This window comes from Brachybacterium sp. JB7, from assembly GCF_003335205.1.
In the GTDB taxonomy this organism is placed as follows: Bacteria; Actinomycetota; Actinomycetes; order Actinomycetales; family Dermabacteraceae; genus Brachybacterium; species Brachybacterium alimentarium.
Genome location: NZ_QPGN01000004.1, coordinates 261,101 through 283,819, shown reverse-complemented (window position 1 = coordinate 283,819; position 22,719 = coordinate 261,101). Strand labels below are relative to the sequence as shown.

The window sequence follows — 22,719 nt, the reverse complement described above, 5'->3', positions numbered from 1 at the left end:
GCGGGCGCTCAGGCCGCCGCACGGAGGCTCACGCTGCGTGCGGCGGCGCGGAGCGTTCTCACGGCGCGCTCCCACGGGCCGTGGTCACTTCACGTCGGCCCGACGGAAGATCGCCCATGCGACCGCACCCATGAGGACGATGAAGACGACCGACACCGCGACGGTGCTCCACAGCTCTCCGCCGGTCGACTCCGGCCCGGGCAGGTGCTCCGCGGCCAGCGGCGTGAGGCGCACCAGCGCGTCGAGGCCGCCGATGTCGGCCGCGGCAGTCGCCACCAGGTCCGCGACGAAGGACCACACGAATCCGATCGCCATCACCACCAGCGGCCGCTTCAGCCAGATCGCGAGCGGCAGGCACACCGACAGCTTCGCGGCCATCAGCAGCGCCCCGGTGATCGTCACCGCGAGGATCGTCCCGACCTCCGCGCCGGTGAGATCCCCTCCGGCGGAGAGCAGCTGCGAGAAGGTCGTGGGGATCGCAGGTGCGAACTCCGCGCCGGTCGCCCGGCCTACGAGCACGGCCAGCCCGTACGGCACTGACAGGCCCGTGACCAGCAGGGACGCGATCACCGTCTTGGAGGCGACGAAGGAGACGCGCCCGGAGGCGAGCAGGGCGTCGTGCACGGACCGCGTCTCGAAAGGCTGGGAGACGACCACTCCGAACAGCAGCGGACCCAGCAGCGAGACCAGCAGGATGTCGCTGAGCCCCTGCACTCCCTGGGCCGAGGTGGCGCTGAGGCCCCCGACCGCCAGGCTGTGCTGCAGCCAGGTGTAGAGGATCGCCGCGATGGCGGCGGCGAGCAGGCACAGGGCCGCGGCGGCGCTGTGCCGCATGACGTAGAGGTCGGCGCGCAGCTGGTTGATCATGACCGGTCACCTCCGATGACGGACAGGAAGAAGGATTCGAGGCTCTCGCCCTCGCGGGCCAGCCGGGTGGGCCAGACGTCGGCATCGACCAGGGCGCGGAGCACCTGTTCGGCCTCGTCGGCGTGGTGGGGAAGGCGCACGGTGCGATCGGGCATCACGCGTGCGTCAGCCTCCGGGAACCGCTGTTCGAGCACGGTGACCAGGCGTTCGGTGTCCGCTGCGGAGACCTCCAGGAACTGCTGGGTCTGCGCCTCGAGCTCGTCGAGGGTGAGGGTCATCCGCAGCTCGCCGGCCTCGATGATGAGGTAGTCGGTCGCGGTCTGGAACAGTTCGGGCAGGTTATGGCTCGAGATCAGCACGGTGATGCCGCGCTCGGTGGCGAGGTCCCGCACCAGACGGCGCACCTCGACCACGCCGAGCGGGTCGAGTCCGTTGACGGGCTCATCGAGCACCAGCAGCTGCGGGTCGGCGATCAGTGCGAGCGCGATGCCGAGGCGCTGCCGCATCCCGAGGGAGAAGTCCCTGACACGCTTGCGCCCGGTGTCGCCGAGGCCCACGAGGTCCAGCAGGGTCTCCTCGACCGCCGCGTCCGGCACACCGCGCATCAGACGGTGGAGGTGCATGTTCTGCCGGGCGGTCATCGCACCGTGCAGGGTGGGCGACTCGATGAGGGTGCCGATGCGCGCGAGGTCCTGCTGCCGAGGGGTCTCGACGCCGGAGCCGAACAGGGTGATGCCGCCGCTGGACGGGATGCTGAGCCCGGAGATCAGGCGCATCAGGGTGGTCTTGCCGGCCCCGTTGCGACCGATCAGCCCGTACACGCGCCCGCGCTGCAGCCGCAGATTCATCGACTGCACGGCGGCGTGGCTGCCGTAGCGTTTCGTGAGATCCCGGGTGACCAGGACGTCGTCGGACATGGCTGCTCCTCTCGTTCGATGGCTCGACGCTACGGAGCAGAAGTCGGGCCGAGGTCGGGATCCGGGGCGAGAAGGTCAGGAAAGTGTGAGGTCCGTGGTCGCCGCAGAGGCTCAGTCGCCCGCCGTGGGCAGTGCCCGAAGGCGGTAGCCGAGCCCCCAGACGGTCTCGATCGGGTCCGAGTCCGGTGCGGCGTCGCGCAGCTTGGTGCGCAGGTTCGACAGGTGCGTCTTCACTGCGGCGTCGTCGCCCACGAACGGTTCGTCCCAGACCCGCTCGTAGATCCGTGGCCGTGAGAGCACCTGGCCCGGCTTCTCCAGGAGCAGGTGCAGGATGTGGAACTCGGTCGCGGTCAGCGGCACGTCGGTTCCCGCGATGCTCGCTCGCACCGTGGTCGGGTCGACGGTGAGAGCGCCATGGGTGAGGACGCGCGGGGCGGACGGCGTCGTGGAGGACCGGCGCAGGAGCGCCTGGATGCGGGCGGTGAGCTCGGTGAGGTCGAACGGCTTGGTCACGTAGTCGTCGGCGCCCAGACGCAGGATGTCCACCTTCGTGAACACCGCATCCTTCGCAGAGAGCACGAGGACCGGCAGATCATGGTCGCGGCGGATCTCCGCGAGCAGCACAGAACCGTCGACATGGGGGAGCATCAGATCGAGCACCACGAGATCGGGCAGCCCCGGCGATGCGTCCGTGGGGGTGCGCCGTTCCTGCCCGTCGGCCGACAGCGCTCGGCGGGCGGCGAGCCCGTCGTGCACCCCGCTGACCTCATGGCCCTCGGCGCGAAGCGTCTCCACCAGCAGGGCATGGACGTCCGGGGAGTCCTCGACGACGAGGATGCGGGCCATGGGATCCTCCAGGTGCGTGCGGTGCGGCCAGACTATGTCGAACTCAGCACGATGCGCCGCCGGACGCGGCCGGCTCCGCTCGGATGCTGCGGGAAGCACTGGACGCGGGGCGCGCTCAGCCGCCCAGCTCGAGCACCCGGATCGCGAGCTGCACCCGGTTGGTGACCTGCAGCTTGTGATAGAGCCTGCCCAGGTGGGTCTTCACCGTCGCGACGGACATGAACAGCGCTTCGCCGACCTCCGGGTTCGCGAGCCCCTGGGCCACCAGTCGGCCCACTTCCCACTCGCGCTCGGTGATGCCCGGCGGGGCAGGGCTGCTGGTGCTGCCCTCCTCGCTCCCACCGGCGCTGGGCCCGGCCGGGCTTCCGTCGGCCCTCGACCGGGCGCCGCCTTCGGCGTCGGCACGGGATGCCGCCGAGCCAGCCGTACCGTCGGCCGAGGCGAGACGCACCAGGCGCGAGAGCACGTCGGGCGAGAACCGGGGGCGGTCGTCGGCCGCGTCGAGCACCGCGTCCACGACCTCCTGGGGCGGGGAGTCCTTGAGCAGGAAGGACACGGCGCCGGCGCGCAGCGCCTCCAGCAGGAACTCGTCGGTGTCGAAGGCGGTCAGCATGACCACCCGCATCTCGCTGTTCTCCTCGCGCAGCGCGCGCAGAGCCTCCAGGCCGGTCATGCGGGGCATCCGGATGTCCATCAGGACCACGTCGGGATCGAGAGCGCGGATCTGCTCGAGCGCCGTGCCCCCGTCAGCCGCCTCACCGATCACCTCGATGCCGTGCGTGCCGTCGATCATCAGCCGCAGGCCGGCGCGCATCAGCGCCTCGTCGTCCACGAGCAGCACCCGCACTCGGCCGTGCCCGGTCTCCGTCGCATGCTCGGTGGTCACCATGGCATCCATGCTGTCACCTCGAAGACGTCTCCGCGCGCCCCGTACTCCGCGTCGCCGCCCAGCAGCCGTGCGCGTTCCTGGACGCCCAGCAGCCCGTGCCCGGTGGAGGTGATCGACGCGGCGCGGCTCGGCGGCACGGGGTTGCAGGCGGTCAGCGAGACGTGCTCGTCGCTGTGGGAGAGCATGACCTCGAGCCTCTCGCCGGGAGCGTGCTTGGCGGCGTTGGTGGTGACCTCGGTGAGGATCCGGGCGAGGGTGACGACGGTGCTGCGATCGTGCTCCTCGAGGTCCTCCGGGGCGATGCCGTACCAGGTCAGCTCCACCTCCTGGCCCTCTTCGCGGCAGCGTCCCACGATGTCGGAGAGGGTGGGTGCGGTGGCGAGAGGCGCATCGCCGTCGGTGGTGCGCAGGGTCATCAGCACGGTGCGCAGCTCGCGGTTGGCCTGCTGGGCGGCGTCGCGCACGGTGCCGGCGGAGCGGCGCAGCTCCTCGGCCGGGAGGTCCTCGCGGTAGGTCATGGCACCGGCGTGCATGGCGATCGTGGCGAGATGGTGGGAGATGCTGTCGTGCATGTCCCGGGCCAGGGCCGAGCGCTCCTCGGCGCGCACCCGGGCGCTCTCGGCGTCGCGCTCGCGCACCAGGGCCGCGGCCTCGCCCTCGGCCGCGACGCGCTCCCGCTGAGCGGTCTCCCGTTCGCGGTCCGCCGACGCCGCGCGCTCCCGCAGGGATTCCAGCAGTTCCCGGCGGGTGCCCATCACATGGCCGATGAGCAGCGGGACCATGGTGACGACCACCATCGTCCCCATGCTGGTCAGCAGCAGTGGATCCGTCTCGTCGCCGCGGATCCGGGAGTCGAGGAGGAGGGAGACCAGGGACACGACGGAGACCAGCACCACCGCGGCGACGTCCAGCACCAGGCGTCGTCGCAGCCCCAGGCGGTACAGGGCGATCGCGGTGGCCGGCAGCCCCCAGATGCTGAGCCCGCTCACGCCGGCGACCAGCAGGTGCACGAGGCTGTGCCAGCGGCCGGGCGGCACGAACCGCAGGGGCCCGATCACGAGGGTGGCGATCAGCCCCACCGGCGCATCGACGGAATACATCGCGATCAGACCCGAGGGCGGATCGTCGGAGAACTCCTCGAGCAGCATGCCGAAGCTGATGAGGAAGAGCAGCAGGCCCAGCGCCGTGGACACCAGGGTCTGGCCGAGCGCGATCGCCCAGTGCCGCAGGCTGCGCACGGACGGTGCGGCGGCAGGCGTCTGCGCGGTGGAGGTCATGAGGACAGCGTAGAGAGGCCGCGGCGGCCGACGGATCGGCCGAGCGGCTGACGGCGCAGGGGCGGCATCGGCCGCGCGGCGGGTCCGCACGGCGGAGGGAGCGATGGGGACGGGAGACCGTCAGCTGATGCGGGAGCCCCGGCGCGGACGAGAGGATCGAGCCATGATCGACAGCGAGACCCTTCCCCAGCGGCCGCCGGAGCCGCAGCGACCGCAGGAGACTGAGCAGCCCGAGGCGCGGCCGGAGCCGGAGCGGCGACCGCAGGGCCGGTCGGCGCCGCAGCTCCCGCCGCCGTCCGAGCAGGCCTACCACCGCGCCGCGCGGGCGATCCCGCACCGGCGCTACTGGTGGCGCCCCCTGGTCGCGCTCGGGGTGACCGCGGTCGTGTTCGTCGTGTTGAACATCCAGGTGATGGCTCCGCTGATGATCCTCGGCGAGTACTGGCCACCCGTGGCGACCAGCGTCTCGATGACCGACCCGCTGAACCCCGCCGATCAGTTCCTGGGCCTCGGGATGCTGGCGCTGCTGGTCCCTGCGGTGCTGGTGGGATCACTCGTCGGGTACGGGCGCGCCGGGATCGCCCTTTCGGTCCTCGGGAGGTTCCGCTGGGGACTGATGGGTCGCGTGGCAGTCGTCGTGGTCCCGGTGTATCTGCTGGTGAACCTCGTGCTCAACCTGATCCTGGAGCGAGATGCCGTCGTGGTGCCGCAGCTCGGAGCGGGCGTCATCGTGGCCTGGCTGCTGACCCTCGTGCTCGCCCCGCTGCAGTGCGCGGGCGAGGAGTTCGTGTTCCGGGCGCTGCCGATGCAGATGGTCGGCACCTGGCTGCGCTGGCCGCTCATCGGGATCCTGCTGCCTGTGCCGCTGTTCGTGCTGGGCCACGCGTACACGGGGCTGGGGATCATCGACATCGCCGCCTTCGCGATCGTGATGGGACTGCTGGCCTGGAAGACCGGCGGCCTCGAGATACCGATCCTGCTGCACACCGCCAACAACTGGACCCTGTTCGCGATCGCTCCGCTGATCCCGGGCTTCACCGAGCAGGGCGAGGTCACGGTGCTCGGGTTCCTGCTCGCGATGGTGCCGATGCTGCTGCTCGCCGCCGGGATCTGGTGGTGGTACTCACGGCGCGCCGGACTGGGCCTGTGGGAGCCGCAGCGCGGCTGGGGTCAGGCGCCCTCGTCGGCGCGCGCACCCGTCCCGGCGGCGACGGCCGCGCCGAGCGCCGCCCGCTCCTCGCGGCCGCTCTCGGGCTGAGGGGAAACGGCGCAGGCGGCGCGGCAGTGCAGTGCAGTGCAGTGCAGCGTAGTGCGGTGCAGAGATGCCGCCTCAGCCCTGCACGCCGGGCACGTCGATCTGCCAGAGCACGCCGAAGCGGTCCTTGACCTGACCGTAGTGATCGCCCCAGGGAGCTTCGGCGAAGGGCATCTCGATCCTCGCCCCGGTGGAGGTGAGCTGGTTGATGAGGGCTTCGGCATCCGCGACCGAGCCGGGCATCACCATGAGCGAGTAGGCGGAGCCGTCCAGCGGCACCGGGCTGTCGCCGATGTCGTCCCCGCCGGCGAGGGTGAGCAGGCCGCCCTGCAGCTGGGCATGCGCGACCGCCTCGGGCGGGGGAGTGAACGGCATGCCTTCCATGGGGGTGTCGCCATAGGTCATGAGATCCAGGGTGCCGCCGAAGATCTCCTGGTAGTAGGGCATGGCCTCGGCGGCGTTGCCGGGGAAGGAGATGTAGGGAGTGGAGCTGGGCATGGTTCCTCCTACGAGGTGCGAGGTCGCTTCGCGGCCTCTGGTGGGAACATCGTGCCACCGGGGGCCGACGGACGGAACGGGCACCGGTGGTCTCCTCGGGGTCGTCGGCATCGCCGTGGGCTCCGTCTGCATGCCCGCCGTCGTCGCGACCGCACTCGTGCGCGACGGATCAGCATCGGACCCGTCCGTCGTGGTCGCCCTCACTGCGGCCACAGCCAGGGAGTTCTACAGTGGACAGGCCATGTGCCGACTCTTCGCCCTTCATTCCGACCAGCCCGTGACCGCCGATCTCTGGCTGCTCGATGCCCCGTACTCACTGCTGAACCAGTCCCGGTTCAACGCCGACGGGACCGGATTCGGCTGGGTCGACGAGACCGGGAGCGCGCGCCTGCGCAAGCGTCCCGTGGCCGCCTACGAGTCCGAGACGTTCGCGCAGTTCGCGACCACGCTGCGCTCGCGCTCGATGCTCGCCCACATCCGCCTCTCCTCGGGCACCGGCCATTGCGAGGAGAACACCCATCCGTTCCTGCAGGACGGCATCATCAGCGCCCATAACGGCGTCCTCGAGGTCACCGACGCGATGCGCGAGCGCGTGACGGAGCTCGGTGCCGCCCACCACGTGCAGGGCACCACCGACAGCGAGTGGATGGCCGCCCTGATCACCGGGGAGGTCGCCGCGCACGAGGGCGACCTGCGCGACGGCGTGGTCGCCGCCCTGTCGTGGATCGCGGCGAATGTGCCGGTCTACTCCGTGAACCTGCTGGTCATGAAGGGGGAGGAGCTCATCGCGGTGCGCCTTCCGGCCACCAACGAGCTCTGGGTGCTCGAGCGCACCGCCACCTCCGACGCGCCCCGCGAGGCGCTCGAGCAGTCCTCCGATTCGCTGAAGGCCCGCAGCGCCGACCTCTCCGGGGTGCGCTCCGTGGTGATCGCGAGCGAGCCCATGGACGACGATCCCGCGTGGCGGCTCATGGATTCCGGCGAGCTCGTACGTCTCGGGGCCGACGGGACCATGAGCAGCGAGCATCCGTTCGGACCGCTCGCCCGGCCGCTGAGCATCGAGGACCTCGGCCTCTCGGCCGCGACCTCGCAGGCCCACGCCGAGCAGGATCGAGCCCACGCGGAGCGTCGTCTGCGCCTCGCCGAGGGTCGACCCGCCAGCACGGATACGACCGACACGACCGACACCACTGATACCGCTACCGGCTCCGCGACTGCGGGGCACGACGAGAGTGCAGACAGCGCCGCATGAGCATCCCTGACGTCGACCACAGCGGACGTCCCACTCCGTACCACCGCCTCGCGACGCTGCGCCCGGCGTGGTCCGCCTGGAGCAAGCCCCTGCTCACCGTGGCCGCGGCCTTCATCGCCTACGTGGTGCTGGCCTCCGTGCTGCTGGTCCTCACGATCCTCGTGCTCGCCCTCGCTCCCGGTGTGAACAGCGCGATCGACGTGACCAGCGGTGACCCGACCAGCCCGCTCGATGTGGGGATCGCGCTCGCGATGGGCGCGATGTGGCTGCCCGCGGGACTGGTGGGCGTGCGCATCGGCGGCTGGCGGCCGCTCGGACCGACCTGGTCGATCGCCGCCCGCTTCCGCCGCGACCTGCTGCGCTCCACGGGTGCCTGGGCGGTGCTCGGCGCCCTCGCGGCGGTCGGGATCGCCGCGCTCGCGGGAGGTATCGCGGTCCTCGTCGGGAGCGGTGCCGACGCCCCCGTGTCCGCTTCGGCCTCCTCCGGTGAGGGAGCGTCGGTGCTCTCGCTGATCCTGGTGGTCGTTCTCGTGCTGGTCCTGGTGCCGATCCAGGCCGCCGGCCTCGAGCTGGCGCTGCGCGGGATGGTGCTCCAGGCCGTCGGCACCTGGCTGCGCAGCCCCGCGATCCCGATCCTCGCGGTCGCCGGGATCTCGCTGATCGGCCGCGAGACCACCACCGCCGTCGTCCTGCCCGCCCTGGCCGCCGCGCTCGCCGCCGCGATGCTCGCCTGGAAGACCGGCGGGCTCGAGGTGCCGATCCTGCTCACGGCCACCGCCACGGGATCCGCGCTGATCGTCTCCGCGTTCGCCGCGGGCACCGGGGCCGGAGCCGGCACGTCGGCCCTCACTGCGGCGATCTCTGCCCCCGGCACCTCCGCCGCCACGCTCGCGAGCACCGCGGCGGGTCCCGCGCATGCCGGGGCCGCGCTGGCCGGGGGAGCGGCTGCCGCGATCGCGCTGCTGGTCGTAGCCGCGGTGATCGTCGTGGTGGTGAGCAGGCGCAATGGCCTCCGCCTGCTCGAGCCCGTGGGCCGTGCCGCGAGCGACCCTGCGCCGGATCCCGTGCTGATCTGAGCACGCCCGAGGCGCCGTCCTGACCCCGACGGGTATGGCGACGGGTATGGACAGGCCACGAATTCTCACGTAGGAATATGAGCGGTCGGGCACCGCCGCCCGGCCGTCACTCCACGAAGGACGACGTCGATGACGCCTGTTGCCCGCATCTCCCGCCGCACCCTCTTCGCCTCCGGAGCTGTCTCCGTGGGCGTCGGTGCAGGCCTGCCCACCGCCCACGCCACCTCCGGATACACCAACCCCGTGATCGCCACCGACCAGCCGGATCCGGGGATCCTGCGCGTCGACCAGGGGTATTACCTGTACTCCACCGCAGGAGCTGCGGGGAACATGCCGGTGCTGAGATCCCCCGACCTCGTGACCTGGCGTCGCGTGGGGGACGGCCAGCCCGTGATCGCCCCCTGGGCGAACATCGGCCGGCACTGGGCACCCGAGGTCATCGAGGTCGACGGCAGGTACCACGCCTACTACACCGCCTGGGAGCGGGAGACGGATCGGCAGGCGATCGGCGTCGCGGTGGCGGAGCGGCCCGAGGGGCCGTTCGTCGACTCCGCGGATGCGCCGCTGCTGAGCACCCCGGAGGAGGGCGGATGCATCGACGCCTCACCGTTCCGGGACGAGGACGGCTCGCTCTGGCTGCTCTGGAAGAACGACGGCAACGCCGCGGACCAGGACTCCTCTCTGTTCGCACAGCGCCTCGCGGCCGACGGACTCTCCCTCGAGGGCGCACGCACCCGGATCCTCGAACGGGATCAGCCCTGGGAGATCTACACGATCGAGGGCCCGGCCGTGATCACCGACGGAGGTCGCTACTACCTCTTCTACTCCGCCGGCGAGTACTGGAACGAGACCTACGGAGTGGGCGTCGCGGTCGCCGACGCGATCGACGGGCCGTGGACGAAGCTCTCGGAGCAGCCCGTGCTCTCGGCCAACGAGGTCGCCGCGGGGCCGGGCCACGGCATGCCCGTGCGCACCGACGACGGGGTCTGGTACGTCTATCACGCCTGGCAGCCGGATCGCGTGGGGGAGGACCCCGGCCGCCAGACCTGGATCTCCAGGGTCGACATCGACGGCGAGAGCGTGAGTATCCAGGGGCCCTCGGTCAGCAACCCGCAGCGTCCCCGGACCATCTACCGGAGCTGATCGGGCCGCTGTCACACCTCTGCGACCGGCTGCGTCGGGAGAGCAGGAGCCCTCGGCGTCATGGCCGGCGGCGCGTAGGGAAGGATGCGGGCATGGACCCTCAGGAGAACGTGAGCGGCGACGCGGGAACCCTCGGCGGCGCGGGGGCCCGCGGCGATACGGTCATTCCCGCTGATGAGCTCGCACAGCGGTTCGAGCGGGAGCGCAATCGTCTGGTCGCGCTCGCCGCCAGGATCCTCGGCGATGCGCACGAGGCGCAGGACATCGTCCAGCAGGCGTGGCTGCGGCTGGACGGCACGGATCAGGGCATCGACAACATCGCCGCCTGGTTGACCACGGTGACCACCCGGCTGTGCCTGGACCGGCTCCGTCGCCGCATCCCCGTGCCCGAGGAGGAGCTCGAGGTGGAGGAGACCGCCCCGGGCCCTGCCGAGGACGTCGCCCTCGCCGACACCGTGGGCGCTGCGCTGCAGCTGGTCCTGGACCGGCTCAGCCCGAACGAGCGCGTCGCCTTCGTGATGCACGACAGCTTCGGATTCGAGTTCACGACGATCGCCGCGGCGCTGGACACCACGCCGCAGGCCGCCCGCAAGCTCGCCTCGCGCGCCCGCGCCAAGATCGCCCAGCCCCGCCCCGAGGATGCGCTCGCGGACTGGGAAGTGGTCGACGCCTTCATGGCCGCTGCCCGAGAGGGCGACTTCACCCGGCTCGTGCAGCTCCTGGCTCCGGACGCCGTGGTGCGCGGCGATCAGCAGGCGATCGAGACCGGCACTCCGGCCGCGATCGATGGCCGTGAGGACATCGCGAGCTTCTTCAACGGCACCGCCCACGCCGCACTGCCCACCAGCCTCGACGGACGGGCCGGCTCGGCCTGGTACCACCGCGGTCAGGCGATGGTCCTGTTCGACTTCACCATCGTCGGTGGTCGTGTGGCACGCATTGATTTCCGGGCGGAGCCCGGCGTCATCGCTCGCGTGGTGCGCCGCGACGGCGCCGATCCGCGGTGACCTCCGCTCCGGATCGCCGCGCACAGGTGCACTCGTCGCCCGACCGCGGTCGCCGCCCGGGCCGGCTGTCCGCGGCCACCTTCTCGGCTGGGCCGCGGTCACACGTGCGGCCGGTCGTGCGTCACCACGATGAGAGCAGTACCGGCAGCGGGATCCTCCGCCTGCCGTTCCCGCAGAAGAGGACGACCCGATGAAGACCATGACCTGCCAGCAGCTCGGCGGCCCCTGCGACCTCGCCCACCGCGGCGAGAGCGCGGACGACGTCATCCACGCTCAGGACCAGCATCTCAAGGAGGCCGTCAAGGCCGGCGATGACGCGCACCAGGCGGCCCGCAAAGAGATGAAGTTCCGCTGGCTGCATCCCAAGCAGTCCCTGGGCTGGTACAACGACATGAAATCGGCCTTCGCCGCGCTGCCGGAGGACTGACCGCCTCGCGTGACCTGCACGCGGGTTCGTCGGGGCCGTGCGGGGCCCTGCCTGCCGGATCCGCCCGACCGCGCCTCCGGTCTCGGCCTGCCCGCTCGCCCTCGGACCCAGCGTCTCAGCTGCGGATCGCGTCGATCACCTTGATGCGGGTGGCGATCAGCGCGGGCAGGGCACCGGCGAGCACGCCCACCGCGGTCGCGGCCAGCAGGCCCATCACCACGGCATCCACCGGGAACGGCGGAAGGTCCTGCAGCCCCTGCTCCCGGAAGAAGTCCGTGACGAAGGGGGCTTTGACCAGAGCGACCGCCGCTCCCACGCCGATCGCTCCGGCCAGGACGGTGGCCACCACGGACTCCATGAGCACACCGAAGAAGATGCGCCCACCGGTGGCGCCGTAGGAGCGTCGGATCCCGATCTCCCGCACCCGGTAGCGCACGGTGACCAGGGAGATGTTCACCAGTCCCAGCGCCCCCAGCAGCAGGATCACCACGGCGACGCCGGCCACCGCATAGCCGAACACCTTGTAGATCGACATCTCCTCGACCCCGAAGGAGGTCGGGTACACGTCGAACGCGCCGATGGGGGTGTCCGAGAGCGCCTGGCTGAGCTGCGCGCGCACGGAGTCGGCCTGCTCGGGCGGCACCCACACCAGGTACTCCGAGGTGGTGAGGCTGTTCTCGTCCATGCCGGGCAGCGTCGGCATGCCGTCGGCCGCCATATAGGCCTGCATCCCCCAATCGGTGTTGGGATCGGCGGGCAGGACACCGATGACGATCGCCTGCTCGGACTCCTGAGCCCCTGTCGTCCCGTAGAGCGTGATCGGCTCGGTGCCCAGATCGGGTGAGCCGAGGGCCTCGTACAGCGGCTGGTTCACCACGAGGGCGGGGGCCAGGCGGTGACGGTCCGAATCCGCGAGCCACCTGCCCTGCCCGACCTGCAGGCGGTACATCGTGGCGTAGGCGGGGTCCACACCGTTCACCGCGGTGGTCTGCACTCCCTGGGTGGTCTGGATACGCAGGTCGGAGTAGACCTGGCGGGTGCGCTGGGTGATGCCGAGGCGATCGATCTGCTCGAGCACGAGGTCGTCCTGCTCGGCCGTGGTGAGGTCGTCCGACGGGGCAGAGGCACCGATCTCGTTGCCGAACTCGTCGACCTCGAAGGACATATCGCCCATGGGCTGCAGCGAGAGCACGGTGTCGCGGCCGCCGCTCTTCTCCATGGACTGCAGCAGGGCGCCGCCCAGCATGCCGCCCGCTCCCATCACGGCGGTGAGAGCGAACACCGAGAACGCGACCCCGATCAGGGACAGCAGGATCCGGCCCTTGTTCACGCGCAGCTCGCCGTAGGCCTCGACGATCGAGGCGAGCAGACCGGTCATGCCTGCACCTCCCGGAACTGCTCGGTCGCATCCCGTGATGCACCGGTCGGCGCGCCCGTCGAGGCGGCGACCGCCTCCCGACCGGCACGGATGCCCACCGTCGCTGAGAGCGCATCGTGCGCCTGGGAGGTGGTCACGTCGTGCAGGGTCCCCTCGTCCAGCAGGTACGAGCGCCGTGAAAGGGCGGCGACCTGCAGGTCGTGGGTGATCGTCACGAGCGCGGCGTCGGACTCCCGCGCGATCTCGTCCAGCAGTGCCATGACGGCCTCACCGGTGGTGACATCGAGCGCGCCGGTGGGCTCGTCGGCGAGGATCAGCCGCGGCCTGCGCACCAATGCCCGAGCCACCGCCACCCGCTGCTGCTCGCCGCCGGACAGACGTGAGGGCTGCTGCGGGGCGCGGTCGGCCAGGCCCACCCGGTCGAGCATCTCCATCGCCAGGCGCTCACGCCGCCAGAACTGCCCGGGGCTCCCGTACATCAGCGGCATCATCACGTTCTCGAGGGCGGTGCGGCGCTCGAGCAGGTTGAACTGCTGGAACACGAAACCGATCGACGCGCCGCGCAGTCGGGCGCGGCGGCGCTCGCCCAGCCGGGAGACATCGGTTCCGTCGAACAGCAGCTCCCCGCCCGTCTGCCGGTCGATCAGGCCCAGGAGATTCAGCAGGGTGGATTTGCCGGATCCGGAGCGGCCGACGATCGCCACGTGGTCCCCGGGCTCGACGGTCAGATCGATTCCGCGCAGGATGTGGAGTTCTTCGTGGCTGGGCAGACGCACCGAGCGGCGCAGGTCGCGCAGCTGCAGCAGCGGCGCGGTCACCAGCCGCCCATCCCGTCCATGCCCATTTCGTCCTCGGGATTGTCCACCCCGGGCACGAACTGAAGGATCTCCTGACCCTCCTCGAGGCCCTTGGTGATCTCGACGACGCCGTCCCCGCGCTCGCCGAGCGAGACCTCCACGGGCAGCGGCTCCCCGGTCTCCTCGTCCAGTGCGTAGGCGGTGCCCGCCTCGCCCTCGCCCTCGACGGCGGTGGTGGGCACGACGAGCACGCCCTCGGCGGTTCCGAGGTCCACCGCGACTTCGACCGACAGCCCCGGAACGATCCGGGTGCCCTCGGGGACGGGGCATTCGAGCTGGGCCACCGACGTGCCGGAGGAGGTCTCCTCACCGGTCATCGGATCGATCTGCGGCTCCGTGTCCTTCGCGGCGTCGTCGTCGGAGGAGCTGGACTGCTCGGTGATGTCCGGGGCATCGCAGGTGACCGGGTCAGGGGAGGTGGGCAGTGTGGCGGTGGCCTTGATGGTCGTGTCCAGCAGGGAGAGCTGCTGTTCGGGGGTCAGGTCCGCGACGATCGAGTAGGTGCCGGGGGAGATGCTGGCGACCACGTCGCCGACGGCGAGCGACTGCCACTCCTCGACGGCCAGCCCGGTGAGCTTCCCTGAAGCGCTGGCGACGAGGTCGACGTAGGTGTACTCGGTCGCGGCCTGCGGCGACGGCTGCTCGATGGTGTCGCCCGCTGTGCCCGGGGTCGCCTCGTCGGCACCACCGGCCTTCCCGCCGGCCTGGGCGCTCTCGTCACTCGTGCCTTCGTTGCCGGTGCCGTCGTCACCCGTGCCGTCCGTGCCGGTCCCCTCGTCGATCGTGTCCTCGCCACCTGATCTGGTGCCGGGAAGGACGGGCTCGGGGTCCTGCGGGATGCGCACCTGGAGGATGCGCTGGCCCTTCTCGACCGTGTCGCCCTCACGGGACCAGATCTTGTTGATCTTGCCCTCTTCGGTGGCTTTCAGATCGGTCCCGGGATCGGATTCCACGACGCCGGGCAGCGCCAGCGCCGAGGCGATGTCGCCGGTCTCGACCGGCACGGTCGCGTACTGGTCGAACTCGACAGCGGGAACAGCGGGATCCTCACCGTCGCCCGCCTGCGCATCGCCGGGGAAGAAGGCCAGGCGAGCGAGGGCGATCGCGATGATCGCGAAGATCAGCATCCAGATCAGCGGGAAGACGTAGCGACGTACGGCGGCCATGTGCGCCTTTCGGTCTGTTCGGCGGCGGTGCCGAGAGGAGCGTGGGGAAGTGGCGAATCGACGAAGTGCGGAAGCGGCGGACGAGCAGCTGAGCGTCCCGCGTCCAGGACATTCTCACCTGATGGCCAGAGTTTTCCTAGTGGCATGGCCGGGAAGTTCATTCCGCGGGACGGCACCCGCCGGCATCAGCCGCCCCTCGCCTGCCCGTCATCTGCGGCCTGCCGCTCGCAAAGGGCGACGCGGCCATGGGTGCGGTGGGTACGGGCGGAGCGGCTTGCGGCGGGGCAGCATGGCGGCGGCGACGGCCGGGGCAGCCGGAGACGCGAGCCGCCGGGGACGCGCGTCGGAACATGGATACCCGGTGACGGGAGCGGGGGAGCGTCGTAGGGTCACGGGATGACCACTGCCGATGCCGCCAGCTCCGACCCCGCATCATCCGCCGCGCCGGCACCCGCCACGGCGGCGGTGCCCGACCACCTCCTCCTGCTGCCGCTTCGCCAGCGGATCGTCGAGCGCGACCTCGGTGTCCGCGCGCTCCACCTGCACCGAGCCGGACGCGACGATCTCTCCCACCGCTTCGGCGACGACACGGTCGAGAACATCTACTCCGTCTCCAAGACCGTCACCGCGCTCGCCGTGGGCACCGCCGCGCAGGAGGGCCTGCTCGACGTCGAGGACCTGCTCGTGGACCATCTCCCGGTTCCTGCCGGCGGGTACGGCGCCGGGATCGAGCAGGTGCGGCTGCGTCACCTGATCACGATGACCTCGGGGTCGCCGATCCTCGGCTTCCTCGACGAGCACCGAGACCACGAGGACCTCACCGGTCTGTTCCTCGGCACCGACCTGGTTGCGGCTCCGGGGGAGCATTGGGAGTACTCCAACGGGTCGATCTTCCTGCTCTCCCGCGTGATCTCCGAACGTTCCGGGCAGACGCTGCGGGATTGGCTCATGCCTCGCCTGTTCGAGCCGCTGGGCATCCTGAACCCGCAATGGCACACCACCCGCGACGGATATTCCTGGGGCGCGACGGGTCTGCACCTGAAGAGCGGTCAGCTGGCCCGTATCGGCCGTCTGCTGCTGCAGGGCGGCGAGTACGACGGGACGCAACTGGTGCCGAGCAGGTGGATCGACGAGATGCACGGCGATGCCGCCTGGGTCGCCACCGGGGATCCCGAACCCGAGGCCGCCCAGTACGGCTACGGGGTCTGGCAGTGCACGCCGGAGGGCGTGTGGCGAGCTGACGGGGCTCTTGGACAGATCATCCTCGTGATGCCACGGCAGCGTGCTGTCCTGACCATCACTTCTCGGCTCGAGGGGCGGAGTGCGGCCGAGACCCAGCGTGCTGTCTGGGAAGAGCTGCTCCCACTGCTGTGATCAGGCCGCCGTCACCAGGCGCGCTCACGGACTCTCGGACTGGCCCCGGATGCGGCGGTCGAAGGCGTCCTGCTCGCGCTTGAGCCGCAGTCCCGTGCGCCAGCCGTACACGGATCCGGCGAGGACCATGAGGGCGGTGATGACGGGAGCCATCGGATCCTCCTCTCGAGAGCACGGGGACGGCCAGTATGTCTCGGGAGCCGTGCTGTGTCTCGCGAACCATGCTGGGCGCGGGAAGCGTGCTGTCCCTCGTGAGCTGCGCGCCGACGCCACGGCCGGTGCTGCGCCGCCATCGCGATGTGGTGAAGCCGCTACGCGGTGATCGGTCCTGGAGCGGGGAGGGCCGGTAGCGTTGCCCCATGGATCCTGCCGTTCTGGTGAACATCGCCCTCGTGCTGCTCTTCGTGCTCATCGGCGGGGTGTTCGCCGGGACCGAGATGGCGATCGTCAACCTCCGCGAATCCCAGGTCAAGCAGCTCGAGGAGAGCGGGACGCGCGGGGAGCGCACCGCGGAGCTGGTGCGCGACCCCAACCAGTTCCTCTCCGCCGTGCAGATCGGCGTGACCGTCGCCGGCTTCTTCTCCTCCGCCTACGGCGCCTCGACGATCGCCCCGTCGCTGGCCCCGGTGCTCGAGGACGTCGGCGTTCCCGCGGGAACGGCCTCCACCGTCGCGCTGATCGGAATGACGCTGGTCATCGCCTATCTCTCCCTCGTCTTCGGTGAGCTGGTGCCCAAGCGTCTGGCGATGCAGAACGCGATGGGCATGGCGAAGGTGGTGGGCCCACCGCTGAGCCTGTTCGGCAAGGCGATGCGCCCGGTGATCTGGCTGCTGTCGACCTCGACGAACCTCGTGGTGCGGATGCTGGGCGGTGACCCCCATGCGAACCGGGAGTCCGTCTCCGCCGAGGAGATCCGGTCGATGGTCCGCTCCTCCGATGCGCTGGATCAGGCGGAGTCCCGGGTGCTGGCGGACGTGTTCGACGCTTCCGAGCGCACCGTCGTCGAGGTCATGCGGCCCCGCCACCAGGTGCACTTCCTGGACGGACAGCAGACGGTCGCCCAGACCCGCGAGGAGATCCGTGCGACCGGCTACTCGCGCTATCCGGTGACGGGGGAAGACCTCGACGACATCCTCGGCTTCGCCCACGTGCGCGACCTGCTGCTGGTCGATGACCCGGGGTCCACCCGCATGGCCGATCTCGCCCGACCCATCGAGCACATCCCCGGCACCGTCGAGGTGCTGCAGGCGCTGAACCGGATGCGCGCCCACGCCGACCAGATCGCCGTGGTGGTCGACGAGTACGGCGGCACCGACGGCATCGTCACCCTCGAGGACCTGCTGGAAGAACTGGTGGGCGAGATCTACGACGAGTTCGACCTCGAGTCCTGGCCGGCGCCCGGTGGCCTGGACCGCATCCTCGAGGCCGACGGCACCTTCGACGGCGGCCTGATCCTGCAGGAGTTCGAGGCCGCGACCGAGATCGAACTGCCCGACACCGGCGGCTACGAGACCGTGGGCGGTTTCGTGATGGCCCGCCTGGGCCGCATCCCCGAGGCCGGGGACGTGGTCGCGATCGAGGGCGGCCGTCTCGAGGTGGTCGAGGTGGACGAGCGGCGTGTGCAGCGCGTGCGCCTGGTGAAGGACGAACCGGCGGCGACATCGCTCGACGCCGACGCCTGACCCGCGACCGAGGCTGTTCGGAGCTCCCGGCACCCGGCGGCGATTCGCTTTCGGTGAGAGGACCCGCCCGGTGCCCGACCCCCCTGTCCCACCTCAGCGGGACGGGCCGGTCGTCGGGCACCCGGCGAGCCCTCCACGGCGCCGCGGTCAGTCGTCCGTGGCGGAGCAGTCCGGAGCGTCCTCGGCCTCGCCGAGGTCCTCCACCCGCAGGTTGTCCAGCACCAGGTCGTTCTGCGGACCCTCGCCCTGGTTCTCGATCCCGACCCAGGTCGCCTCGCAGCCGCCGGCGGTGAACTCGTGCTCGAACCGGGCGTCGGCGCCCCGCGCCTCGGGGATCGCCTCGCGCTCGCGGATCGTCGTGGTCGGGTCCTCGCCGTCGGCCGCGAGGGAGTCCCCGCCGACGACCAGGCTGTACGAGCCGTCGAACCCGGTCTGGTGGTCGAACGAGACCCGGTAGCGGTGTCCGTCCTGCAGCGGCAGCGACCCGGTGGTGGTGCGCAGGATCAGCCCGGTGTTCTCCTCATGGGCCATCAGCGACCAGTCACCGTCCAGCACGTTGTCCAGCAGCTTGCCGCCCTCGACCACGTCGCCGTCGGCGTTCGGGCCGTACCAGCCGGCCTGCGAGTAGGGCGCGTGCAGCTCGGCCAACTGGGTACGAGCATCGCCGCCCATCCCCGCGGAGCCGGTCACGAAGGGCCAGTACCCGGTGTCGACGTTCTCGAAGTCCTCGAACAGCACGGTCTGCTCCGTGGCGTCAGGATCCTCGGGGGCCACGAACGGCACCACCCGCACGTCGTCGACGCGCACCTCGGCGTCGCCCTCGCCGGCGCGGACGGCGAAGGTCACCGGGGAGCCATCGGTGGTGAAGGTGACTCGCGCCCGCTGGAAGTACTGGCCGTGCTTGTCGTCCGACGCGGTCGCGTTCACCGCCATCGAGGAGTCGATGCTGGTGGTCGCCGCGCCGTTCTCGCCGGCCTGGTGGGCGGTGGGCCGGACCCCGTCACCGGTGGCTGAGATGCTCACCTCGCGGGCATCCGACGGGTCGATCTGCACGCTGGCCCAGGCGCTGTAGGTGCCGGCGGGCAGGTCAGCGCTCGGATCGGCCGGGTCGTGGAGCTGCTGCGAGATGCCCGCTGCGTCGGCGCCGAGCACCGCCTGCAGGTTGCGGTTCTCGTCGGTCTCGATGTCGGCCGCGCCCTCGGGGGCCCAGTCGTCGAGGGTGCCGGAGAAGAAGCCGGGATCGGCGACGGGGCTGCCCTCGCCCCACTGCGGATCGACCTTCTGCGGCATGTCGCGCGTGGGATGGAGGACGTAGGCCGTGCCTGCCTTCGCCTCGAGCGTGACCTTGCCCTGGCGCACCGGGACGGTGATGCGCCCGCCGCGGCCGGTGTCGGAGAGCTCGTACATGACCAGGGAGCCCTGATCGGCCCACTCGGGAGTCAGGGTCCAGGTGGTCGTGCCGCCCTCGGGGTTGTAGTGGTAGAGCCGGTCGACCTGCTCAGCGGCGTCCTGGTCGGCGGCGCCCTTCTCGGACCCCTCCTGCTCCGTATCCCCGTCGGCCTCCGCACTGCCGTCGGACCACGGCAGCAGGTACTTCCCGTCCTCGTAGACGGTCGCGCCGCCATGGGTGATGGTGCGATCGGTGGGGATCTCGGTGCCGGTCACGGAGTCGACGTCGGACGTCGCGACGGTGCCGTTCTCGAGCACCACCTGGCCGTCGCCCCACTGCATGATCGGTGCCTGCTGCAGGTACTTGGTGGGCAGGTTGCGCCGCCACACCGTGTCGAAGAAGGCGTTCGCGTCATGATGACCGGTCCAGCCCTCGAACTCCTGCACGTTCGCGTTGGACAGCAGCGGGTCCGGGTTCCAGATGTCCTTCTGATCATTGTCGAGGAACCGGATCACCTGGGAGTTCACGCCCTTGTTGGTGGAGCCGCCGTAGTTCTCGTCGTTCGCCCAGTGCGACCAGGTCGAGGCCCGCGGCATCTTGTCGGCCCACTCGGTGGAGACCGCCCAGCCCTGCGCCTGCAGCTCCTGGGCGAGGCGTTGGCCCTCCCAGCCGTTGGGGTAGTAGACGTCCATGTACAGGAAGGACAGGTTCTCGGGAGCTTCGTCCCGGAAGTCCTGGAAGCGCTCGAGCACGTTCCCGGTGCCGAGGTCCTTCGGGCCGTCGATCGCATAGGACTGGTTCATCCAGCCCCAGGCGGGCTTCAGCGGCTGCTGCAGCAGGTCCTCGGAGAAGGCGTGCGCCTCGGAGTAGGACTCGGTGGCGTTGACGTGCACGCCGAACGTGGCGTTCCAGTCCTCCCCGGCGGCGGCAAGGGTCTCGAGATCGTCCAGCCCGCCGGCGGCCTCGTTGTAGTGGCCCGCGTAATCGGGGTGGGCGGAGTCGTGCCCCTCGGCCTGATAGCCCTTGAGCATGACCGACTGGCCGAGCCCCTCGGTGGCCAGCGAGACCCGCTTGGTGTCGTCCAGCGTGCGCAGGAAGGGATGCGTGGCCTGGGAAACGATGTTGAACGGGATCCGCTTGATCACCTCGTTCTTCACGGCGTCGCCCCCGGTCACCTCCTCCTCGATGGCGCGTGCGGCGATCGCGGCGTCCTGCCAGTCCACTGCGCCGTCGTCGTTCGCGTCGGCGGCGAGCCGGACCCGCACGAACGGGTCCGCATCGGCCCCGATGCCCTGATCGGCGGTGGAGCCGCGCACCACGAAGGTGCCCGGGGAGACCGTCCCGTAGGAGGCGCCGTCGCCCTGGGCGAGGGAGACGATGTAGCGGGAGTTGTCGTTCTGCACCCGTTCGGCGGTCTCGCCGCCGGCGGTGTTGTCCTCGACCGCGTTGGTCTCGAACCCGGCGGCGAGCTGGTCGTTGTGCAGCAGCGCCACGTGCGAGGGGTCCGTCAGCGACGTGCCGTCCTCGAGCGAGGCGAGGTCGTAGAAGTGGTCGCCGCTGCGGTCACGGTCCACGGAGAGATCCGCGCCGACCACCTGGGCGCCGCCCTCGGTGCCGTTGGCGGAGGCGAGGTCCAGGCGCGGCACGGAGATCCGGTGGATCGCGTCGGAGGGATCCACGAAGTGCGTGAGCTTCCAGGTGAACACACCCTCCTTCACGGAGAGCACGGCGTCGAAGCTCGTGCCCTCGAGCTCCGGGACCGTGAGGTGATAAGTGGCGGAGGCGCCGTCCTCAGAGAGCTCCGGGGCCGTGACCTCGACGTCGTAGGAGACGTCGTCGATCACCACGGCGGAGTGCGCTGCGCCGTAGCGGCCCGCGAGGGAGGACCCGCCCACGGAATAGTCCACGACCTGCGGGAAGTCGGGATGCAGACGCACCGAGAGGTCCCCGTCAGAGATCGTGGCGGTGCCCTCGGGCGGATCCACGACGATCGGGTCGGGGTCCGCCTCGTCCCCGATCACGTCCACGTTCAGCTCGGCGAGGGAGGCGACCTGCTCGGGCGGCGAGGTCTCGGGATCCGAGGCCTTCCCGCCCCAGGAGCTCAGCCACACCACCTTCACGCAGCTCGCCTCGACGGGGGAGTCCAGGGTGATGGTGCGCTCGGCGGTCGCGTCGGCCAGGGAACCATCGAAGCTGCCCTCGGCGGCCAGGGTGTACGCGTTCTCCGCGCATTCGGGATCGGTGGAGGTGTGCACCTCGTAGTCGCCGATGCGGCCCGACCCGTTCGAGTCCTTGCGCGGATCCAGGCGCACACGTGCCACCTCGACGGGCGTCTCGGAGACCTGCACCGACAGCTGGTGCGGCAGCTCGTCGACCTCGTCCTTCCAGGCGGTGTGCCAGATGGTCGAGGTGTCGCCGTCCAGCACGTTCTGCGCGGGTGAGCCCTCCTCGGCGGAGTCCGCCTCCACCACGCTCATCGCGCTCTGCGGCAGCGGCACGTAGGAGGGGTCGGCGCTCGCCGGCACGGTGAGGGCGAGCGGCGCGACGAGCGCACCGGCCGCGATCAGGGGCAGGGCACGCAGCGGCCGACGTCCGGAGCGTCGTCGGTCCCGAGCGGAGCCGCTCGAAAATCCTTTTGCATTTTTCGGGGCGGACGGGGAGGCGGGGTGGCGCGTCATCGGGGCCTTTCGAGGAGGGTCCGGTGCGCGCAGAGCGCTCAGGGGAGACGGCGCGACTGTGCTTTCGTGATGAGCGTTCGTGCGCGATCTGTGACCTGCCGCTCACTACTATGCACGATTCAGGGCGCTGCGGGGCGGGGTTCGCGCAAGAAGTCGGCGCCGCTTCGCGGCCGGTCGGGTCGGGCCGAGTCGGATCGAGCCGCAGTACCGTGACCCCATGGAGCGGCGCATCGCGAAGAACCTCGGGGTCGGCACGCTCGTCGTGGCCGCCGGGGCGCTGTTCCTCGCGCTCGAGGACCCGCGCGAGGGTGCGGTCTTCGCGGTGGTCGGCGAGATCGCCGTCATCGCGATCTCCGTGTGGTCGGGCCGTCGCGGACGACACACCTCCTGGGCACGCGCACAGGAGCTGCTCGGCTCCGGTCACGCCGTGGTGCTCTGGAAGCCGGGCTGCTTCTACTGCGAGCGCCTGATGCTGCAGATCGGCAAGGATGCCCGCGTGGCCTGGGTGAACGTGTGGCGGGACGACGCTGCTCAGACGCGCGTCCGCGCCCTGAACGGCGGCGACGAGCTCACGCCGACCGTGCTGATCGGAGAGGAGGCGCTCCGTAACCCCTCGGCCCGCGAGCTGCGGGACAGGCTGGGCTCGGCGGAGCCCGGGCGGGCCGAACGGCCTGCGCAGTCGTAGAGCTGACCTGACGGTCGCCTCCACGCCGACCTGCCGGACTACTCTCGAGGCAACG

The 22,719-nt window shown here is 70.8% G+C and carries 20 protein-coding genes; 9 read left to right on the top strand and 11 right to left on the bottom strand.

The genetic code is table 11. The features are described 5' to 3' along the window. Positions 1 to 84: 84 nt before the first annotated feature. From CIK81_RS07775 to CIK81_RS07755, 5 genes are all read right to left on the bottom strand, one after another. Entirely contained in the window at positions 85 to 867 is a 783-nt protein-coding gene (locus CIK81_RS07775) for a hypothetical protein (RefSeq protein ID WP_114328056.1), read from the bottom strand. Continuing rightward, entirely contained in the window at positions 864 to 1,784 is a 921-nt protein-coding gene (locus CIK81_RS07770) for an ATP-binding cassette domain-containing protein (protein WP_114328058.1), read from the bottom strand. Before CIK81_RS07770 ends, CIK81_RS07775 begins: the two co-directional genes overlap by 4 nt. A gap of 111 nt (positions 1,785 to 1,895) precedes the next feature. Next, positions 1,896 to 2,630, bottom strand: coding sequence for a response regulator transcription factor (locus CIK81_RS07765; protein ID WP_114328060.1), 735 nt, complete (start codon positions 2,628 to 2,630; stop codon positions 1,896 to 1,898). Positions 2,631 to 2,745: 115 nt separating this feature from the next. Next, on the bottom strand, positions 2,746 to 3,528 hold the full coding sequence (locus CIK81_RS07760; protein ID WP_096163621.1) for a response regulator transcription factor: 783 nt from the start codon (positions 3,526 to 3,528) through the stop codon (positions 2,746 to 2,748). Next, positions 3,513 to 4,796 carry a sensor histidine kinase gene (locus CIK81_RS07755; RefSeq protein WP_114355593.1) on the bottom strand — a complete coding sequence of 428 codons (1,284 nt, stop codon included), beginning with the start codon at positions 4,794 to 4,796 and terminating at the stop codon, positions 3,513 to 3,515. Before CIK81_RS07755 ends, CIK81_RS07760 begins: the two co-directional genes overlap by 16 nt. Before the next feature lie 163 nt (positions 4,797 to 4,959). Between CIK81_RS07755 and CIK81_RS07750 the strand changes: the two genes are divergently transcribed. Next, positions 4,960 to 6,054 carry a CPBP family intramembrane glutamic endopeptidase gene (locus tag CIK81_RS07750; protein ID WP_114355592.1) on the top strand — a complete coding sequence of 365 codons (1,095 nt, stop codon included), beginning with the start codon at positions 4,960 to 4,962 and terminating at the stop codon, positions 6,052 to 6,054. Positions 6,055 to 6,126: 72 nt separating this feature from the next. On the opposite strand, the gene CIK81_RS07745 is transcribed toward CIK81_RS07750, so the two are convergent. Then, a complete protein-coding gene (locus CIK81_RS07745) occupies positions 6,127 to 6,549 on the bottom strand; it encodes a VOC family protein (RefSeq protein WP_114355591.1) in 423 nt (140 codons plus the stop codon). 130 nt (positions 6,550 to 6,679) lie between these two features. Between CIK81_RS07745 and CIK81_RS07740 the strand changes: the two genes are divergently transcribed. From CIK81_RS07740 to CIK81_RS07720, 5 genes are all read left to right on the top strand, one after another. Beyond that, a complete protein-coding gene (locus CIK81_RS07740; protein ID WP_241964065.1) occupies positions 6,680 to 7,801 on the top strand; it encodes a class II glutamine amidotransferase in 1,122 nt (373 codons plus the stop codon). Further along, positions 7,798 to 8,877, top strand: coding sequence for a CAAX protease (locus CIK81_RS07735; RefSeq protein WP_114355590.1), 1,080 nt, complete (start codon positions 7,798 to 7,800; stop codon positions 8,875 to 8,877). Before CIK81_RS07740 ends, CIK81_RS07735 begins: the two co-directional genes overlap by 4 nt. A gap of 129 nt (positions 8,878 to 9,006) precedes the next feature. Next, on the top strand, positions 9,007 to 10,020 hold the full coding sequence (locus tag CIK81_RS07730) for a glycoside hydrolase family 43 protein (protein ID WP_096163616.1): 1,014 nt from the start codon (positions 9,007 to 9,009) through the stop codon (positions 10,018 to 10,020). 92 nt (positions 10,021 to 10,112) lie between these two features. Continuing rightward, entirely contained in the window at positions 10,113 to 11,027 is a 915-nt protein-coding gene (locus tag CIK81_RS07725) for a sigma-70 family RNA polymerase sigma factor (protein WP_114355589.1), read from the top strand. 190 nt (positions 11,028 to 11,217) lie between these two features. Next, the gene (locus CIK81_RS07720) at positions 11,218 to 11,454 is read left to right on the top strand and encodes a hypothetical protein (protein WP_096163614.1); all 237 of its coding nucleotides are present in this window, start codon (positions 11,218 to 11,220) and stop codon (positions 11,452 to 11,454) included. A 115-nt stretch (positions 11,455 to 11,569) separates the two neighbouring features. On the opposite strand, the gene CIK81_RS07715 is transcribed toward CIK81_RS07720, so the two are convergent. The 3 genes from CIK81_RS07715 to CIK81_RS07705 are packed head-to-tail and all read right to left on the bottom strand — an operon-like array spanning position 11,570 to position 14,855. Then, positions 11,570 to 12,832, bottom strand: coding sequence for an ABC transporter permease (locus CIK81_RS07715; protein ID WP_114355588.1), 1,263 nt, complete (start codon positions 12,830 to 12,832; stop codon positions 11,570 to 11,572). Beyond that, complete coding sequence (locus CIK81_RS07710) at positions 12,829 to 13,653, bottom strand: ABC transporter ATP-binding protein (protein WP_199586320.1); 825 nt, start codon at positions 13,651 to 13,653, stop codon at positions 12,829 to 12,831. Before CIK81_RS07710 ends, CIK81_RS07715 begins: the two co-directional genes overlap by 4 nt. Beyond that, the gene (locus tag CIK81_RS07705) at positions 13,647 to 14,855 is read right to left on the bottom strand and encodes an efflux RND transporter periplasmic adaptor subunit (protein ID WP_114355587.1); all 1,209 of its coding nucleotides are present in this window, start codon (positions 14,853 to 14,855) and stop codon (positions 13,647 to 13,649) included. The genes CIK81_RS07710 and CIK81_RS07705 overlap by 7 nt, the downstream gene beginning before the upstream one ends. Positions 14,856 to 15,251: 396 nt before the next feature. Between CIK81_RS07705 and CIK81_RS07700 the strand changes: the two genes are divergently transcribed. Beyond that, the gene (locus CIK81_RS07700; RefSeq protein WP_096163611.1) at positions 15,252 to 16,229 is read left to right on the top strand and encodes a serine hydrolase; all 978 of its coding nucleotides are present in this window, start codon (positions 15,252 to 15,254) and stop codon (positions 16,227 to 16,229) included. A gap of 24 nt (positions 16,230 to 16,253) precedes the next feature. Here CIK81_RS07700 and CIK81_RS18725 read toward each other — a convergent pair whose 3' ends face one another. Next, entirely contained in the window at positions 16,254 to 16,382 is a 129-nt protein-coding gene (locus tag CIK81_RS18725) for a hypothetical protein (protein WP_255411059.1), read from the bottom strand. A gap of 206 nt (positions 16,383 to 16,588) precedes the next feature. Here CIK81_RS18725 and CIK81_RS07695 point away from each other — a divergent pair, with 206 nt between their 5' ends. Next, a complete protein-coding gene (locus CIK81_RS07695) occupies positions 16,589 to 17,911 on the top strand; it encodes a hemolysin family protein (protein ID WP_114355586.1) in 1,323 nt (440 codons plus the stop codon). 147 nt (positions 17,912 to 18,058) lie between these two features. Here the strand turns inward: CIK81_RS07695 and CIK81_RS07690 are convergent, their stop codons facing one another. After that, positions 18,059 to 21,979 (bottom strand): endo-alpha-N-acetylgalactosaminidase family protein, encoded by a 3,921-nt coding sequence (locus CIK81_RS07690; protein WP_114355585.1) that lies wholly within the window; start codon positions 21,977 to 21,979, stop codon positions 18,059 to 18,061. A 217-nt stretch (positions 21,980 to 22,196) separates the two neighbouring features. Between CIK81_RS07690 and CIK81_RS07685 the strand changes: the two genes are divergently transcribed. Further along, on the top strand, positions 22,197 to 22,664 hold the full coding sequence (locus tag CIK81_RS07685; RefSeq protein ID WP_114306882.1) for a hypothetical protein: 468 nt from the start codon (positions 22,197 to 22,199) through the stop codon (positions 22,662 to 22,664). The last annotated feature ends 55 nt before the right edge of the window (positions 22,665 to 22,719 follow it).

What these genes read in the sequence shown, in the direction of transcription:
- CIK81_RS07775 (WP_114328056.1), bottom strand. Translation starts at nt 867, where the DNA reads ATGATCAACCAGCTGCGCGCCGACCTCTACGTCATGCGGCACAGCGCC.
- CIK81_RS07770 (WP_114328058.1), bottom strand. Translation starts at nt 1,784, where the DNA reads ATGTCCGACGACGTCCTGGTCACCCGGGATCTCACGAAACGCTACGGC.
- CIK81_RS07765 (WP_114328060.1), bottom strand. Translation starts at nt 2,630, where the DNA reads ATGGCCCGCATCCTCGTCGTCGAGGACTCCCCGGACGTCCATGCCCTG.
- CIK81_RS07760 (WP_096163621.1), bottom strand. Translation starts at nt 3,528, where the DNA reads ATGGATGCCATGGTGACCACCGAGCATGCGACGGAGACCGGGCACGGC.
- CIK81_RS07755 (WP_114355593.1), bottom strand. Translation starts at nt 4,796, where the DNA reads ATGACCTCCACCGCGCAGACGCCTGCCGCCGCACCGTCCGTGCGCAGC.
- CIK81_RS07750 (WP_114355592.1), top strand. Translation starts at nt 4,960, where the DNA reads ATGATCGACAGCGAGACCCTTCCCCAGCGGCCGCCGGAGCCGCAGCGA.
- CIK81_RS07745 (WP_114355591.1), bottom strand. Translation starts at nt 6,549, where the DNA reads ATGCCCAGCTCCACTCCCTACATCTCCTTCCCCGGCAACGCCGCCGAG.
- CIK81_RS07740 (WP_241964065.1), top strand. Translation starts at nt 6,680, where the DNA reads ATGCCCGCCGTCGTCGCGACCGCACTCGTGCGCGACGGATCAGCATCG.
- CIK81_RS07735 (WP_114355590.1), top strand. Translation starts at nt 7,798, where the DNA reads ATGAGCATCCCTGACGTCGACCACAGCGGACGTCCCACTCCGTACCAC.
- CIK81_RS07730 (WP_096163616.1), top strand. Translation starts at nt 9,007, where the DNA reads ATGACGCCTGTTGCCCGCATCTCCCGCCGCACCCTCTTCGCCTCCGGA.
- CIK81_RS07725 (WP_114355589.1), top strand. Translation starts at nt 10,113, where the DNA reads ATGGACCCTCAGGAGAACGTGAGCGGCGACGCGGGAACCCTCGGCGGC.
- CIK81_RS07720 (WP_096163614.1), top strand. Translation starts at nt 11,218, where the DNA reads ATGAAGACCATGACCTGCCAGCAGCTCGGCGGCCCCTGCGACCTCGCC.
- CIK81_RS07715 (WP_114355588.1), bottom strand. Translation starts at nt 12,832, where the DNA reads ATGACCGGTCTGCTCGCCTCGATCGTCGAGGCCTACGGCGAGCTGCGC.
- CIK81_RS07705 (WP_114355587.1), bottom strand. Translation starts at nt 14,855, where the DNA reads ATGGCCGCCGTACGTCGCTACGTCTTCCCGCTGATCTGGATGCTGATC.
- CIK81_RS07700 (WP_096163611.1), top strand. Translation starts at nt 15,252, where the DNA reads ATGACCACTGCCGATGCCGCCAGCTCCGACCCCGCATCATCCGCCGCG.
- CIK81_RS18725 (WP_255411059.1), bottom strand. Translation starts at nt 16,382, where the DNA reads ATGGCTCCCGTCATCACCGCCCTCATGGTCCTCGCCGGATCCGTGTAC.
- CIK81_RS07695 (WP_114355586.1), top strand. Translation starts at nt 16,589, where the DNA reads ATGGATCCTGCCGTTCTGGTGAACATCGCCCTCGTGCTGCTCTTCGTG.
- CIK81_RS07690 (WP_114355585.1), bottom strand. Translation starts at nt 21,979, where the DNA reads ATGACGCGCCACCCCGCCTCCCCGTCCGCCCCGAAAAATGCAAAAGGA.
- CIK81_RS07685 (WP_114306882.1), top strand. Translation starts at nt 22,197, where the DNA reads ATGGAGCGGCGCATCGCGAAGAACCTCGGGGTCGGCACGCTCGTCGTG.